The 15,812-nt window shown below is 69.4% G+C and carries 14 protein-coding genes; 10 read left to right on the forward strand and 4 right to left on the reverse strand.

Going from position 1 to position 15,812, the window contains the following annotated elements:
• The coding region (gene bioB / locus PPSIR1_RS33370; protein ID WP_006975663.1) for a biotin synthase BioB at positions 1–949 on the reverse strand (949 nt) is incomplete at its 3' end.
• Between the two features lie 305 nt (positions 950–1,254).
• On the opposite strand from bioB, the gene PPSIR1_RS33375 reads away from it, so the two are divergent.
• The 9 genes from PPSIR1_RS33375 to PPSIR1_RS33415 all read left to right on the forward strand — a co-directional run bounded on the left by PPSIR1_RS33375 (position 1,255) and on the right by PPSIR1_RS33415 (position 10,663).
• A complete protein-coding gene (locus tag PPSIR1_RS33375) occupies positions 1,255–2,274 on the forward strand; it encodes a thiamine pyrophosphate-dependent enzyme (protein ID WP_006975664.1) in 1,020 nt (339 codons plus the stop codon).
• Between the two features lie 3 nt (positions 2,275–2,277).
• The gene (locus tag PPSIR1_RS33380; RefSeq protein WP_006975665.1) at positions 2,278–3,255 is read left to right on the forward strand and encodes a pyruvate dehydrogenase complex E1 component subunit beta; all 978 of its coding nucleotides are present in this window, start codon (positions 2,278–2,280) and stop codon (positions 3,253–3,255) included.
• Positions 3,256–3,329: 74 nt separating this feature from the next.
• Complete coding sequence (locus PPSIR1_RS33385; protein ID WP_045117275.1) at positions 3,330–4,679, forward strand: dihydrolipoamide acetyltransferase family protein; 1,350 nt, start codon at positions 3,330–3,332, stop codon at positions 4,677–4,679.
• A 317-nt stretch (positions 4,680–4,996) separates the two neighbouring features.
• Positions 4,997–5,605 (forward strand): hypothetical protein, encoded by a 609-nt coding sequence (locus PPSIR1_RS33390; RefSeq protein ID WP_006975667.1) that lies wholly within the window; start codon positions 4,997–4,999, stop codon positions 5,603–5,605.
• A 172-nt stretch (positions 5,606–5,777) separates the two neighbouring features.
• The gene (locus PPSIR1_RS44575) at positions 5,778–6,770 is read left to right on the forward strand and encodes a DUF4215 domain-containing protein (protein ID WP_006975668.1); all 993 of its coding nucleotides are present in this window, start codon (positions 5,778–5,780) and stop codon (positions 6,768–6,770) included.
• A gap of 123 nt (positions 6,771–6,893) precedes the next feature.
• The gene (locus tag PPSIR1_RS33400; RefSeq protein WP_086001925.1) at positions 6,894–7,973 is read left to right on the forward strand and encodes a DUF4215 domain-containing protein; all 1,080 of its coding nucleotides are present in this window, start codon (positions 6,894–6,896) and stop codon (positions 7,971–7,973) included.
• Entirely contained in the window at positions 7,970–8,635 is a 666-nt protein-coding gene (locus PPSIR1_RS48580) for a phosphorylase family protein (protein ID WP_006975670.1), read from the forward strand. The genes PPSIR1_RS33400 and PPSIR1_RS48580 overlap by 4 nt, the downstream gene beginning before the upstream one ends.
• A gap of 60 nt (positions 8,636–8,695) precedes the next feature.
• Positions 8,696–9,562 carry a 1,4-dihydroxy-6-naphtoate synthase gene (locus PPSIR1_RS33410; RefSeq protein ID WP_006975671.1) on the forward strand — a complete coding sequence of 289 codons (867 nt, stop codon included), beginning with the start codon at positions 8,696–8,698 and terminating at the stop codon, positions 9,560–9,562.
• A 141-nt stretch (positions 9,563–9,703) separates the two neighbouring features.
• Entirely contained in the window at positions 9,704–10,663 is a 960-nt protein-coding gene (locus tag PPSIR1_RS33415; RefSeq protein WP_157596238.1) for a carbohydrate-binding protein, read from the forward strand.
• Here PPSIR1_RS33415 and PPSIR1_RS33420 read toward each other — a convergent pair.
• Both PPSIR1_RS33420 and PPSIR1_RS33425 read right to left on the reverse strand, forming a co-directional pair.
• Positions 10,660–11,502 carry a hypothetical protein gene (locus PPSIR1_RS33420; protein WP_157596239.1) on the reverse strand — a complete coding sequence of 281 codons (843 nt, stop codon included), beginning with the start codon at positions 11,500–11,502 and terminating at the stop codon, positions 10,660–10,662. The genes PPSIR1_RS33415 and PPSIR1_RS33420 overlap by 4 nt on opposite strands.
• 301 nt (positions 11,503–11,803) lie before the next feature.
• Positions 11,804–13,039, reverse strand: a complete 1,236-nt coding sequence (locus PPSIR1_RS33425; RefSeq protein ID WP_006975674.1) for a cytochrome P450 — start codon at positions 13,037–13,039, stop codon at positions 11,804–11,806.
• A 469-nt stretch (positions 13,040–13,508) separates the two neighbouring features.
• On the opposite strand from PPSIR1_RS33425, the gene PPSIR1_RS33430 reads away from it, so the two are divergent.
• Entirely contained in the window at positions 13,509–14,549 is a 1,041-nt protein-coding gene (locus PPSIR1_RS33430; RefSeq protein WP_045117278.1) for an aromatic ring-hydroxylating oxygenase subunit alpha, read from the forward strand.
• 54 nt (positions 14,550–14,603) lie between these two features.
• Here PPSIR1_RS33430 and PPSIR1_RS33435 read toward each other — a convergent pair whose 3' ends face one another.
• A complete protein-coding gene (locus tag PPSIR1_RS33435; RefSeq protein WP_157596240.1) occupies positions 14,604–15,746 on the reverse strand; it encodes a hypothetical protein in 1,143 nt (380 codons plus the stop codon).
• Positions 15,747–15,812 lie beyond the last annotated feature (66 nt).

The raw sequence follows: 15,812 nt of genomic DNA on the forward strand, positions 1-15,812 counted from the left end.
CGCGGTTGGGCGTGGTCAGGAAGTCGCCGACCATCATGCCCGAGGCGCCAGCGGAGAACATCATCGGCAGGGCCTGGCCCAGGTGCATGCGGCCCGCGGCGATGAAGATGTTCTGGCGGGGCAGGGCGAGGCGGAAGCAGGCGATGATCCGCAGCATCTGCAGCGGGGCCAGGGGCTCGACCTTGGCCAGGGCGGTGCCCTCGATGGACACCAGGAAGTTGAGCGGGACCTCGTCGACGTCGAGCTCGCGCAGGGTCACGGCCAGCTCGGCGCGGTGCTCCGGCTTCTCGCCCATGCCGAAGATGCCGCCGCTGCAGGTCCGCAGGCCGAGCTTCTTGGCGGTCCGGATGGTCTCGATGCGCTCATCGTAGGTGTGCGACTTGACGATCTCGCCGAAGTAGGAGCGGCCGGTCTCGAGGTTGTGGTTGAGCTCGGTCAGGCCGGCCTCCTTGAGCCGGCGCATGGCGGGCTCGTCGAGGAAGCCGAGGCTCGCGTGGGCCTCGGTGTGGCCGGCCTCGCGGACCGCGCGGACGCCCTCGACCATCTTGTCGAGGGTCTTGTCGCCGTCGTCCATGCCCCGGGTCGCGGTCACCAGGCCCAGCGCCGTCGCCCGCTGGCCGAGGGCCTTCTCGCTGGCGGCGACCATCTCCTCGTTGGTCAGGAACTTCTCGGGCTTGATGTGGGTGGAGAAGTGCTTGGACTGGGAGCAGAACCCGCAGTCTTCGGGGCAGCCGCCTTGCTTGGCGTTGACGATGGAGCACAGGTGGACCTTGTTGCCGAAGCGGTCCCGGCGGATGCGGTCCGCGGCGGCCATCAGCTCCCAGACGCTGGGGCCTTCGGCCTCGCTCAGCCAGGCGGCGAGGGTGGCCTCGTCGAGGGCAGCGTCGTCGCCCGCGAGGATGCGGTCGGCGATGGCGGCGGGGCTCGTGGCGGCAGCGGGCTGGCTCATGACGGCGAGGTATAGCAAGGCCGGGGCCCCAGCCAAACCTCCCCCGAAGGGCGCAGCGGGTGTGGTCGGCGGCGGTATGTGGCGCTCACGCAACGAGGTCGAGAACCCGCGCGCAACGCAGCGTGGCGCCTTTTGGTCAAAGCCATGGTCGGCCTGAGCAGTGTTCTGCGCGGAGCTCAGAACCCTCCGGGTGCACGGCACTTCACACTAGGACCCGTCCCCCGCCCGGTGTTAGGGTCCGACGCGATTCGAGCGCCCGCGCTCCCAATTCCGATCAGCCAGCGAGCCAGTCCGCGAGTCCCGTCATGGAGATCCCCGACAAAAACGCCCCCTTGCCCGAGACGCTCACGTCTGCGGGCAAGGACGAAACCCTCAAAGCTTTCCGAGAAATGCTTCGGATCCGCCGCTTCGAAGAGACGGCGGCGCGGGCCTATACCCGCGGAAAGATCAGCGGCTTTCTCCACCTCTACATCGGCCAGGAGGCCATCGCCGTCGGCGTGAAGCTGGCGATGCAAGCCAACGATCGCGTGGTCGGTACCTACCGCGACCACGGCTACGCCCTCGCCCAGGGCAGCGACGCCAACGCGTGCATGGCCGAGCTGTTCGGCAAGGCCACCGGCCTCGTCGGTGGCGTCGGCGGATCGATGCACTACTTCGATCGCCCCAACGGCCTGTGGGGCGGCTACGCGATCATCGGCAACCATGTGCCGGTCGCGGCTGGCCACGCCTTCGCGTCGAAGTACCTCGGCGACGACGCCGTGACGATGTGCTTCCTCGGCGACGGCGCCGTGGGCATCGGCCCGACCCACGAGGGCATGACCCTCGCCGGGCTGTGGGATCTGCCTGTGATCTACATCGTCGAGAACAACCGCTACTCCATGGGCACGCCCCTCGAGCGCACCCTGCCCACGGAGGACATCACCGCCCGGGCGGCGGGCTACGGCATGGCCCGCGACCGCTTCGAGCTCACCGACCCCTTCCAGGTCCGCGAGCGGATCGGGGCGGCGATGAAGCGCGCCCGCGAGGAGTCCCAGCCGACCCTCATCGAGATCCTGACCTACCGCTTCCGCGGTCACAGCATGTCCGATCCCGCCAAGTACCGGGCCAAGGGCGAGCTCGAGGCCTTCCGCTCCCGCGACGCCATCGAGCTCAGCCGCCGCGTGCTGATGGAGCAGCACGGCATGAGCGAGGACGAGCTCGACGCCATCGACGACGAGGTCATCGAAGAGATGGACGCCGCCTACACCTTCGCCGACGAGTCGCCCCAGCCCGACCCCGAGCACCGCTTCAAGAACATCATGATCCCCGTCCCGGAGGAGGCCTGAGCCATGGCGAACCTGCAAATTCGTGAGGCCATCCGCGACGCGATGCGCGAGGAGATGGAGCGAGACGAGCGCGTGTTCTTGATGGGTGAGGAGGTCGGCCACTACCAGGGCGCCTACAAGTGCTCTCAGGGCCTGCTCGAGCAGTTCGGGGCCAAGCGCGTGGTCGACACGCCGATCACCGAGACCGGCTTCTCGGGCGTCGGCATCGGCGCGGCGATGGTCGGGCTGCGCCCGATCATCGAGTTCATGACCTTCAACTTCTCGGCCGTCGCCTTCGACCAGATCCTCAACAACGCGTCGAAGATCCACCACATGACCGGCGGGCAGTTCAGCGTGCCGATCGTGTTCCGGGGCCCCAACGCCGCCGCGCACATGCTCGGCTCGACGCACAGCCAGGCCTTCGACGGCATCTACGCCCACATCCCGGGGCTCAAGGTCGTGTCCGTGGCCACGCCCTACGACGCCAAGGGCCTGCTCAAGTCGGCGATCCGTGACCCCAACCCGGTCATCTTCTTCGAGTCCGAGCTGATGTACGCGGTGCGCGGCGAGGTGCCCGAGGAGGAGTACCTGATCCCCATCGGCGAGGCCGACATCAAGCGCCCCGGTGAGCAGGTCACGCTGATCACCTGGGGGCAGTCGGTGCCGACCTCGCTCGAGGCGGCCAAGCTCGCCGAGGCCGACGGCCTCGACGTCGAGGTCATCGATCTGCGGACCCTGCGACCCCTCGACGAGGCCGCCGTGATCCACTCGGTCAAGAAGACCAACCGGGCGGTCATCGCCTACCACGGCTGGCCCTACGGCGGCGTCGGGGCGGAGCTCGTCGACCGCATTCAGCGCATGGCCTTCGACTGGCTCGACGCCCCCGTCGAGCGGGTCTGCTACGACGACATCCCCTTCTCCTACGCGGAGAACCTCGAGCACCTGAGCATTCCGCAGCCCGAGGACATCTACGCGGCCTGTCGCAAGGTCGCCTATCGCTGAGCCGCGGGTCGCTCCCCGAGGTTCGAGAAATAAACAACCGGATCCGTCACCGGATAACCACAGTCGAGACTGACATGGCAATCGTAGTCGAACTGCCCCGCCTCAGCGACACCATGGAAGAGGGGGTCGTCGCCAACTGGCGCATCGCCCTCGGAGACAAGGTCAAGCGCGGCCAGGTCATCGCCGAGATCGAGACCGACAAGGCCACCATGGAGTTCGAGTCCTTCGACTCGGGCTACGTGCTCCTGCTCGTCGCCGAGGAGGGCGAGACCCTGCCCCTCGGGGCGCCCATCGCCGTGCTCGGCAAGAAGGGTGAAGACCCGCAAGAGGCCCTCGCGGCCTTTGGCGGGGGCTCGGGCGGCGGCGAGGCTGCTGCGCCCGCGCCCGCCCCGGAGGCTGCGGCCGACGCGGCCGCGAGCGCGGCGGCGGACGCCCAGGCCGTGGCCGAGAGCGCGCCCGCGGCTGCCCCGAGCGCGCCCGCGTCCGTCGAGGCCGTCCACGTCGATCCCAAGGATCGGCGCATCCCCGCCTCGCCCGTCGCTCGCCGCCTCGCGCGGGAGCACGACCTCGAGCTCGCGGCGATCACCGGCACCGGCCCCCACGGCCGGGTGGTCAAGGCCGACGTCGAGAAGGCCATCGCCGAGGGCACGGGCAAGGCCGCCGCGGCGCCGGCCGCTGGCGAGTTCAGCGGCGAGGTCGACGGCTGGGGCCGCCCCTACGTCTCGCGGCCCGACGACAGCGTCCGCCTGTCCATGATGCGCAAGGCCATCGCGCGCAACATGACCAAGGCCAAGCAAGAGACGCCGCACTACTACCTGACGATGGACGTCGACATGGAGAAGGCCTTCGCCTTCCGTGCCGACTTCAACGAGGCCGTGCCCGAGGGGACCAAGATCTCCTTCAACGACCTCATCGTCAAAGCCGTGGCCCGCTCCTTGCGGGACTTCCCCTCGGTCAACGCCAGCTTCGACGGCGACAAGGCCATCATCCGCGGCGACGTCAACGTCGGCATCGCCGTGGCCGTCGAGGACGGGCTGGTCGTGCCGGTCGTCCGCTACGCCGACCAAAAGAGCCTCGAGGCCATCTCGCGCGAGTCCAAGGCCCTGGGCAAGTCCGCGCGCGACAAGCACCTGCGCCCCGAGGACATGAGCGGCGGGACCTTCACCGTCAGCAACCTCGGGATGTTCGGCATCGAGTCCTTCGCCGCCGTCATCAACCCGGGCGAGGCGGGCATCCTGGCCGTGGGCGCCATCGAGTCTCGGCCGGTGGTCCAAGGCGGCGAGCTGGTCATCCGCAAGCGCATGAAGATGACCATCTCAGCGGATCACCGCGTCACCGACGGCGCCGTCGCGGCGAAGTGGCTGACCAAGGTCCGCGGCTACCTCGAGAACCCGCTCAAGATGTTGACCGACGGCCCCGGGTGAGCCGGAAGATCTGAAGCTGATCCGCAGCTGATCCGAAGACCATTGCGTCCGTCTGTCTGATCCCGCCCCGAGGGATGTCCCCCGATCGGGGCGCGGGGTGGGCGGTTGAAAGCCACTGTCCCGCCTGGGTCCTCACCCTCGCGGGACAGTTTTTTGCGTGGATCCAAACGAGAGCGGGCGGAGTCTGTGTAAGCGAGAGCGGCGCCACCGTTACTTCCAGGCGGTGGGCTTCGTGTTCGCTGCGTGAGCGTGGCGAAATCCAACATACGCCTCGCCCGCCAACCCATGCTAAGACTTCCCGCGTAGGGAGGGATGTGATGACCCGGACCACCTCGAAGATCGCCCTGTCCATCGGACTCTCGGCCGCCCTCGCGCTGCCGAGCCTGCTGACCCCCTCGACCGCCTTCGCGGGCGAGACCTCCGATGATCCGACGGCCGATCCCGCGACGAGCGCGCCCGTGGTCGTCGTCGCGCCTCCGCCCGCTCCAGCCCCGCCGCCTCCGCCGGCCCCCACGGTCAGCCCCACGGTCGCGGGCACCGGCGCGCCCTCGCCGGTCATCATCGACCCCCGCGTCGCCCACCTTCGCCACCAGCGAAACTCGGGCATGGGCATGGCCATCTCGGGCTTCACGATGTTCGGGACCACCTACCTGATCTCCGCGCTGATCGGCACCATCTCCCTCGACTACGCCGAGGACGTCGGCGGCTCCGGGACCTACGGCAAGCGCATGCTCATCCCCGTCGCGGGCCCCTTCATGGCCATCCCCCGCGCCGACTCGGCCACCGGCGGACTGTTCACGGGCTTGATGGGCGTCGCGCAGATCGGCGGCCTCGTGCTCGGTACCGCGGGCGCCGTCCGCTTTGGCCGCGCCAACCGCCAACTGGCGCTCTCGGCCAGTTCGGGCGGCCTCCAGCTTCAGTTCTGAGCGACCCACCGCTGGGTCTGGGTTGACCAAGCCTCCCCCTCTTCGAGGGCGGGGGCTTTGTCGTGTTTGTCGGATCTGCGCACCGCGAAAGCGCCCCAACCCGCAAAAAACAGCTCAAAAGCCAGCCAGCCGACTGTTGCGTCACGCACGCGGCGACTCGTAGCGTCGCGTCATGACTCGACTGAGCGTACTTTCCATCGCCCTCATTTCTGGCACCGCACTGCTGACCGCCTGTCCCAGCGACGACGTCGGCAGCGAGACCAGCTTCTCCTTCGAAGAAGACGACACCGACGACGACGTCGGCGAGGACACGACGACCGAGGCCGGTGAAGAGAGCACGAGCGAAGACGGCACCACTGAAGAAGGCACGACCGAGGAAGGCACGACCGAGGAAGGCACGACCGAGGAAGAGACGACCGAGGGGGAGACCACCGAGGAAGGCACGACCGAGGAAGAGACGACCGAGGGGGAGGAGACCGGGTGCACCCTGGGGACCCTCGACTGCGAGTGCGAGGGCGGCCTCGAGGGTGTCTGCGAGGAGGGCCTGGTCTGCCTCGAGGGCTACTGCGCTGAGGCCAGCTGCGGCGACGGGATCGTCTCGGGTGACGAGCAGTGCGACGACGGCAACGACGTCGACGACGACGGCTGCTCGAACATGTGCACCCTGCCCGAGTGTGGCGACGGCGTGCTGGCTGGCGACGAGCAGTGCGACGACGGCAACGACGTCAACGAGGACGAGTGCACCAACGAGTGCATGCTGGCGGTGTGCGGCGACGGCTACCTGCAGGGCGACGAGGAGTGCGATGACGGCAACGACGTCGACGACGACGAGTGCTCCAACGACTGCACCGTCAACTCCGACTGCGGCGGCGAGCTCATCGACCCCGGCAACGGCATCGAGGGCTGCTGGTACACCGCGCCCACGGTCGGCATGACCTGCAACGAGCTGTGCTCGACCCACGGCGGCTTCAACTCGGCCGCGACCCAGCACGCGGGCAACGCCATCGGCATGTTCTTCTGGCCCGGCAAGACCAACGGCAGCAACTGGGAGACCATCGAGTGCTCCTCGACGGACAACAACACCAACTGGGGCGCGAACAACTCTGTCCCGCAGGCGGACTGGAGCCACCCGGCCTGTCACGTCAACTGCGCTTGCAACCAGTAGGGCCCCGGCCCCGCCGCGGGGCGCCTCGCCAACCAGGCGCGAGGCCCCTCGGCTGCTCAGGCCTCCGTTGTCACGGCGCGGAGGTCTGGGCGCGTTCGAAGCCTGGTAGAATTGATTCTCGCCATGGCTTTGACTCCCCCCACGCTCCGCACCCTCGGCTCGTGTGTGCCTCTGATCGGCGCGCTCGTGCTGTTCCCCGCATGCTTCTCGACCGACGGCGACAAGACTGACGACGTCGGCGGCGAGACGGACACCGAGACCGGGACGGCCGAGGACTCGACCGACACGACCACGGAGACCACGGAGGACAGCTCCGAGACCGAGACCGAGACCGGCTGCGAGCCCGGGACCCTCGACTGCGAGTGCGACGCGGACGAGGGCTGCATCGCCGGGCTCTACTGCATCGAGGGCATCTGCGCCGAGCCCAGCTGCGGCAACGGCGTGGTCGAGCCCGAGGCCGGGGAAGAGTGCGACGACGGCAACGACGTCGACGACGACGCGTGCAGCAACGACTGCATCGCCGCGGCGTGTGGCGACGGGGTCGTGCAGCAGGGCGAGGAGTGCGACGACGGCAACCAGGACGACACCGACGCGTGCTCGAGCGACTGCGTGGCGGCCTACTGCGGCGACGGCATCGTGCAGATCGGTGAGGGCTGCGACGACGGCAACGACAACGACTTCGACGAGTGCAGCAACGACTGCTCGCCGGCCTCGTGCGGCGACGGGGTCGTCAACGGCACCGACGAGTGCGACGACGGCAACAGCAGCAACACCGACGGCTGCACCAACGCCTGCAACCTCCCGGCGTGTGGCGACGGCTACGTGCAGCAGGGCGAGGAGTGCGACGACGGCAACGGCAACAACAACGACGGCTGCACCAACTCCTGCCAGGAGCCGGACTGCGACGGCGTGCTGCTCAACCCGGGCAACGGCATCCTCGGCTGCTGGTACACCGCGCCCGTCGTCGGCCAGACCTGCGCCCAGGTCTGCGCCAGCCACGGCGGCTTCAACAGCGCCGCCAGCAAGCACAGCGGCAACGACATCGGGAACCACTTCTATCCAAACAAGGCGGACCGCGGGAACTGGCAGACCATCGAGTGCTCCTCGACGGACAACAACACCAACTGGGGCGCGAACAACCAAAACCCCGTGGCGGACTGGAGCCACCCGGCCTGCCACGTCAACTGCGCCTGCAACCAGTGAGCCCGCTGTTCGTCCACGCGGCCGCCGTCGAGGGGGCCGCGATCGAGGCGAGCCTGGCCGCGAAGGGCCAGCGCTCCGAGGGCCTGGGCGTCGGCAAGGTCGCCGCCGCGACGGCGCTCGTGGCCCTGCTGCGCGCGCGCCGAGCCGCCGGCGCGGAGCCACAGCTGGTGTGCGTGCTCGGGGTCGCGGGGGCCTACCCCAAGGGACATCTGCGGGCGGGCCTCGAGCCCCTGGAGATGCTCGAGGCCTGCGTGGTCGAGGCCGACGGCTACGCCGACGAGGGCGTGATGACGCCCGGGGGCTTTCGCGATCTGGGCGCGATGCAGCTGGGCGCGGTCGGGCCGTGGTCCGCAGACGCAGGCGCGAGCGCGAAGCTGGCCGAGGCCCTGCACTGTCGGCGAGTGCGGGGCGCGACGGTCAGCACGGGCGCGGGCGTGGACGGCCTGTCCATCGCCCACGCCCTGCGCACCGGGGCCCAGGTCGAGTCCATGGAGGGCGCCGCGCTCGCGTGGGTGTGCGCCGAGCTGGGGGTGCCCATGGTCCAGGTCCGGGTGATCAGCAACCGCACCGGCGCGCGGACGGAGCACAGCTGGGACCTGCGCGGCGCCCTCGAGCGCCTGGGCGCGGTCGCGGGCGTGGTCGCCGAGGCCCTGGCCGTCTGATTCGGCGCGCGGCGCAGATGGGGAGTTGACGCCCTGAAGGCGGAGGCGCAGCCTGGGCCGGTGAGCGAGCGCGAGCTGAGCACGGGCTTTTCGAGCTGCCCCAACGACACCTTCATGTTCCACGGCTTGGTGTTCGGCGACGTCCCCGTGCCTGGCCTGCGCTTTGCCCCGCACATCGCCGACATCGAAGCCCTCAACCTGCGCGCCCTCGGGCCGGAGCCGCTGCCGATCACCAAGCTGTCCGCGAGCGCGCTGGCGCGGCTGTGCGATCGCTACACGGTGCTCCAGGCAGGGGCGGCGCTCGGGCGCGGCTGCGGTCCGCTGGTGGTCCGCAGGGCCGCGGACGGCGAGGGGGATCTGCGCGCCCTGGCCGGCAAGCGCGTGGCGATCCCTGGGGAGCACACCACGGCGCACCTGCTCTTGCGCGTGTTCTTCACGGCGCAGGCGGGGGACCAGGCCGAGCCCTTCGAGGCGGTGATCATGCGCTTTGACCAGATCATGCCCGCGGTCGCCGCAGGCTCCGTCGACGCGGGGCTCATCATCCACGAGAGCCGCTTCACCTACGCCAGCCACGGCCTCGTGGCCCTCGCGGACCTGGGCGAGTGCTGGGAGCGGGACACGGGCCTGCCCATCCCCCTGGGCATGATCTGTGCGCGCCGCGACCTCGACGAAGGGACCATCGCGGCCGTGGAAGGTGGATTGCGACGCTCGGTGGAGCTCGCGTTCAAAGCGCCCGAGCGCAGCCGCGGCTGGGTCCGCGAGCACGCGCGCGAGCTCGACGACGCGGTCTGTGCCCAGCACATCGCGCTCTACGTCAACGACTTCTCCGTCGACCTCGGCGCGGAGGGCCGGGCGGCCATCGACGAGTTGATCGCGCGCGGGCGGGCGAGCGCCTTCTTGCCTCCTGGCTCCTCACCTTGGCGCTGACTTCCCTACACTCACCTGAAAGGTGAGAGGGGCGCGGCACTGGGCGAACTTAGCTGTAGACCTTCAGTGCCATCTGTCGCATCGTGGCCATGTTTCCTGGACTACATGGACCATCCAATGCTCGATATTCGCCTCCGCTCGTTGTCTTTGTTGCTCGTGATCCCCAACCTCGCTGCCTGTGCGCAGGGCGGGGCCGAGAACGGAGGGCTCGACAACTTCACCTTCGGCACGAGCGCGACGATGAGCACGACGGTCGGCAACGACGACGGCGACACGATGGGCGAGGAGTCGACGGACACGGCGGAGGAGAGCTCGGAAGACGACACCACCGACGCGGGCACCGAGACGACCACGGAAGGCAGCAGCGACGGCGCCGAGGACTGCGGCAACGGGATCATCGACGACGGCGAAGACTGCGACGGCACGAACCTCGGCGGGGCGAACTGCGTGGGCCTGGGCTTCGACTCGGGCACGCTGGCCTGCGACGGCAGCTGCCTGTTCGACGTCTCGGCCTGCGAGAGCATCGAGGAGTTCTGCGGCGACGGGATCATCAACGGCACCGAAGAGTGCGACGGCGCCGAACTGGGCGGGGCGACCTGCGAGGCCCAGGGCTTCGACGGCGGCTCGATGGCCTGCGACGCCAACTGCATCCTCGACAGCTCGGGCTGCACCACCAACCCCAGCGACACAATCATCGACTTCGAGGACGGCATGATCCCGCCGGGCGTCCAGAGCGGGGGCGCCCAGAACTGGGGCCTGAGCCAGACCCTGCCCTACGAGGGCGTCTACGGGGCCGAGAGCGGGGACATCTCCGACAGCCAGGGCTCCTGGGTGCAGGTCACCGCCAACTTCCCCGCGGGCGGATCGGTCAGCTTCTACCGCTACGTCAGCAGCGAGAGCGGCTGGGACTACGGGCAGTTCTTCATCGACGGCGCGATGCAGGACGAGTGGTCGGGCACCGTGCCGTGGGGGCAGGTCAGCTACAACGTGACGGCGGGCGCGCACACGCTGCGCTGGGTCTACGACAAGGACGGCTCGCTCTCGAGCGGGAGCGACCTGATGCGCATCGACTACATCGTGCTGACCGGCGGGACGATTTAACCCCCACAGGCGGCAGGCGGCGATGGCCTCGTCGATGCCGGTGACGGGGGCGACCCTCGAGGCATGGCGATCGAGAAGGGTGAGAAGCCTTCGCTCTCGCGCAGGCCTCGCGTCATGCACGGATCGGGCTCGACGCCCACGGCGGGGCAGGTCGTCGCCCAGGCGCGCTCGAGCTCCTCGCTCGACCCACGCTGGACTCGGACGGGAAAGCAGGGGGTGCAGCTCAGATCATCGAAGGCGCTCGCGGCCAGCACGAACACCACCGTCCCCGACCTCCGGTCACCCCAGAGCGAATGGAGCGAGGTGCTGCCCTGGTCGTCGTCCGCGAACACCTCGAATTGCGGCGGCTCGCCCAGGGCCGCGGGCATCAGCCGCTCCATCCTTCGCCAGTCTCGCTCCGCGAGCGCCTGGTTGGTCGCGCGAACTCGGCCGGCGACCTCCTCGGGCACCTCGGCGCAGTCTCGGGTCTCGTCGTCCTCGACCGAGTCGTGGTCTTCGACGAGGACGTCGGTGCGGACGCGCTCGCCGCTGTCGACCTCGATCCAGTGGAGCGCGAGGCTGCCAGCCGAGATGCCGTGGGCGCGGTGTCTGGCGTAGGGGACGGCGACCACGCTCCCGTCACTCGTGATCGCGGGTGTGCCCTCGGCTGCAACGAAGGCGCACCCGCCCCGGGTCTCGATCACCAGGCGGGGAGGCGAAGCATCGACGGCTGGGGGCGCGACGACCTCGGTGTTCTCGGCGGTCTGGCGCGCTGTCGGTGGGCCCTCGGGCCCTCGCACGCAGCCGAGCGGACCCGCGAGCAGTGCGGCCATCGCCAACCCGCTGACGCTCCTGCGCATCGAACTCCAGCATAGCAGAGCCGGCTTCGCGCAGAGGACACTAGCAGGACATCGGAGAAGTCCTCACGACACCTCGCTTGGTCTTTTCGCCGAGCTCTTTGTCGCCAAAACTTGCGGTGGGATCCACCACAGCGGCGTTTTGGCTCCGCGATCTCGACGAAAATCCACGGCGCGAGGAGCCGCGATGACTTCTCCGATGCCCTACCGAGAAAGGCAGCCGCCCACGGGTTCAGCGCCAGCTGAGTCCGTGGACGATGCTTTCGTGGATCATGGGTCCCGGCGCGGCCGGGGTGGGCGACTGCTAGCTCCGCGTGCGCACCCGCAGGGTCACGATGTCACGGACCACGGGGCTCGGGCCGAACGCGACGGGCTCGGCCAGCTCGAAGCCGGCGAAGCGGTCGAGGGCGGTGTGCACGAAGACCTCGCTCTCGAGCCGGGCCAGGGCCGCGCCCGTGCAAAAGTGCCGGCCGTAGCCGTAGCCGAGGTTGTCCTTGGGCTTGCGCGCGGGGTCGAAGCGGGCGGCGTCCTCGAAGGCCTCCTCGTCGAGGTAGACCGCCGGGAAGAACACCATCACCCGCGAGCCGCGGGGGAGCTCGACGCCGGCGACCTCGGCGTCCTCGGTCAGGTAGCGGAGGGTCCCCGACTTGCCGAAGCTGTCGTGGCGCAGCAGCTCCTCGAGGGCCGTCGGGATCAGCTCGCGCTGGGCCCGGATCGCGGCCTCGCGCTCCGGCACGCACAGCAGGTCCTTGAACACGAAGGTGAAAAAGTGCGTGGTCGTCAGGATGCCGCCGTTGATCAGCATCGCGACCAGGCCGAGGAGCTCGTTGTTGCTGAGCCCGTCGCCCTGGGCCTCGGCGCGCAGCAGGGTGCTCAGCAGGTCGTCGCCGAGCTGCTCCCGACGCGCGGCGACCAGGGCCTCGATGCGCGCGAGGCCGGCGACGACGACGGGCGCGACGGTGGCGAAGCGCTCGGGGGTCATCGCGGGGTCGTGGAGCATCGAGAGGTTGTTGGCGAACTCGAAGAAGGCCTCGTGCTCGTCCATGGGGACGTCCATCATCGCCGCGATCGCGCGCACGGGGATGTGCTCGGCGAAGGCCCGACCGTCGAGGACCCCCTCGTGCGTGTGCTGCTCGAAGGCCTCGTCGATGATCGCCTGGATCGCCGGGCGGAGCTTGGCGATGGCCGCGGGGGCGAAGGCGGGCGCGACGGCCCGGCGGACCCGGGCGTGGTCCTCGGCCCCGAGGCGCTGGAAGCTGCCCTCGATGGGTCCGCGCAGGGACTCGGGCATCATGGCCTCCGGCGCGGGCAAGCCGGCGGCGCGGGGATCGGGGGTCAGGCGCGGATCCTTGAGCACGGCCTTGGCGTCGGCCATGCGCGAGACCACGTAGAAGTCGGGTCCGGGCCAAAAACACAGCCGATTGCGGCGCATCTGAGCGTAGATGGGCGCGGGGTTGGCGTTGGCCTCGGCGCTCGTGGGGTCGTAACCAAAGAGGGGAACTCCAGGGACAGGCGCGGTGTTGGAAGGGCTGAATTCCATCGGCGGAGTAGAGCAGAAGGCTCTGCCTTGGGCGTCCCGTGGAGATGGCAAAGAGCCGATCGCCCGCCCATAACCGAGCAGACGAAAGAGGGGATTCTCGCTTTGGTGGATCGGCTCCTTCCTCGGGTTGGGGGTCCGGTTTGGGGTGGCCTCCAGTGTCGATTGAGCGTGGATCTAGAATGACCCGTCATTCTCATTTGGTGGTCTCGAAATGCGCGTGGTGCCAGGCCGACCTCCAGGTAGGCGTAAAATCGAGCGCTGGTTTTAACCACTCTTTATCGCGCAGCTATGCGTATTTTTTGGCCCGCCCACCGACCGGGGCGCGGTCCCGCCGGGAGGCCAGCGGATCTACGAGTGGGCTGAAAATCGCCTGTTCGAGGCCATTTGGCCACGAAATTGCGCTCGCTCTATCTCGGCCTCCGAGCGACAGTAGCCGGACAGACAAGCCTAGCGAAGGATTGCGAGTTTCATGAAAGATCTACAAAACAGTTGGTACGTCGCGTCGTGGTCGCGAGACATCGGCATTGGTGAGCCCTACGCCATGTCGATACTGAATCAGCCGCTCGTGCTCTGGCGGACGCCCGAGGGAGAGATCCGCGCGCTCGAGGATCGCTGCATGCACCGGGGGGCGCCCCTGTCCCTCGGGCGCTGCGTGGGCAAGGGGCTGCGCTGCAGCTACCACGGCCTGGTCTTCGACGACGGCGGCCAGGTCGTGCAGATCCCTGGCCGGGACTCCGCGCCGCCGCAGGCCCGGGTGCGCAGCTTCCCGGCCGTCGATCGCCACGGGTGGATCTGGGTGTGGATGGGCGAGGCCGAGCGGGCGAGCCCGGACCGGATCCCCGACATGATGCCCCTCGACACGCCCGACTATCACCTCGGGCCGAGCACCTACGACTTCGACGCCGAGGCGCGCTTGGTCCGGGAGAACCTGCTCGACTACAGCCACATCCCCTTCCTGCACGCGGACAGCTTCGGCATCAGCGAGGACTGGGCGACGACGCCGGTGGGCCTGACCGAGCTCGACGACGGGGTGGAGTACCGCCGCTGGGTGCTCGACCAGCCCCTCGTCCCGGGCTCGCCGCTGCGCATGGACGTGTACTCGGTGTTCTCCCTGCGCGTGCCGGGCATCATCCGGCTGTGGAACGGCTACTACCCCCTCGGCACGGCGGCCGAGCTCGACCACGGCGTGCCGCCGGAGGATTACCCGGGGGTCAAGAACGTCAACTCGAGCAGCCAGGCGGTGACGCCGATGACCGACAAGACGACGCGCTACTTCTTCTCCTGGGGTCCGCGCAAGGACTGCGGCGACGAGACGATCCGCGACGGGCTCATCGCGATCGCGGGGATGGCCTTCGCCGAGGACAAGATCATGGTCGAGGCCCAGCAGCGGGAGTTCGACCGGGCGCCCGAGCGCGGGCTGCTGGCGCTGCCCTCCGACGAGGGCATCAACACCTACCGCAAGGTCATGGCTCGCTTCCTGCGTGAGGCTGGCGAACTCGGCGACGCGTAGGGCTTCGCGGCTTCGCCCCCGCTCGCGGGCGCGGGGGCGGGGGCGAGGCCCTCGCTAGCGCGGAGCGAAGCCCGTGCACGAGCTGGTGATCTGCAGGCTCACGTTCGAGGACGCCGAGTAGCTCGACACGCCCTTGCCGCCCTCGGTGATCCACATGAGGTCGCCAGCGTCCATGTAGTAGTTGGTGCTGGTGTTCGAGCTCAGCGAGGTCGAGGTGCCGCTGCTGAAGCCGGGGTTGTCTCCGAAGAACAGCTTCACCGTGTTGGGGCAGTTGTTGTAGAGGTTGACGGTGACCCGGCTGGACCCGGCGCTGGCGCTGCCGCCCGAGGACGAGGGGGCGGCGGCCGCCGCGGCCGCTGCGGCGGCGTCGGCTTCGGCCTGGGCTTGACGCCGGGCCTCCTCGCGCTGGCGGGCGAGCTCGGCCAGGCGGGCTTGCTCCTCGCGCCAGGCCCGGTGCTCCTCGGGGTGGTGCTCGGCGAACCACGGCTCGGCCCCGGACCAGAACGAGGCGACGATCGCCTTGTCCTCTTCGGCCATCTGCGGGCCGCAGCTCTCGGCGAAGCGCACCCGCAGCGAGGGGTCGGGCCACATGTCGCCGTCGAGGTCGTCGTACTCCGGCTCGGGCATGCCCTGGATGAGCCCCGCCGCGGTGACGCAGGCGTCCTCGAGCACGTCCTCGGGCGCCTCGGCGCACTCCGTGGCGAGCATGGCCAGCTCGAGGACCACGGACGGGGGCTCGAGCAGCTCGGCGCGCAGGACCAAGAGCGGCCCGAAGGCGGGCTTGCTGTCGAGGCAGCCGCGCTCGAGCAAGGTGGCGCGGAAGTCCATGCGCGCGAGGGTCAGTCGGTCTCCGGAGCTGGGCAGGCTCGCCGGGCGGACGCTGGCCCACGCGTCGAGGGCCTCGCGGGTATAGGTCGCCCGGTCGTAGCCCGACAGGGACTCGGGCAGCTTGGGCGACTCGCCCGCGTCGACGCGATCGAGGTAGGCCCGGTGCTCCCAGTCGAACTGCCACAGGTAGACGAGGTAGTCGCCCAGCGCCTCCGAGTCGGGGGAGGTCGCCGCGAGGCCCTCGCTGCGCCGACGCTCGAGCTCGCTGCGCGTGGTCGCGGGCGCCTCGCTGGCGCCGACGAGGCTCTGTTCGCTGGCCCAGTGGGTCTGGCTCAGGCAGCCGGCGAGCCCCAGCCCCACTCCCAACACCGCGATCAGTGTCGGTATTCTTCGATTGTCCATGGTGGGCGAACGCTAGCAGCCTGAGCGGCGCGA

It is taken from the genome of Plesiocystis pacifica SIR-1 (assembly GCF_000170895.1).
Classification (GTDB): Bacteria; Myxococcota_A; Polyangia; order Nannocystales; family Nannocystaceae; genus Plesiocystis; species Plesiocystis pacifica.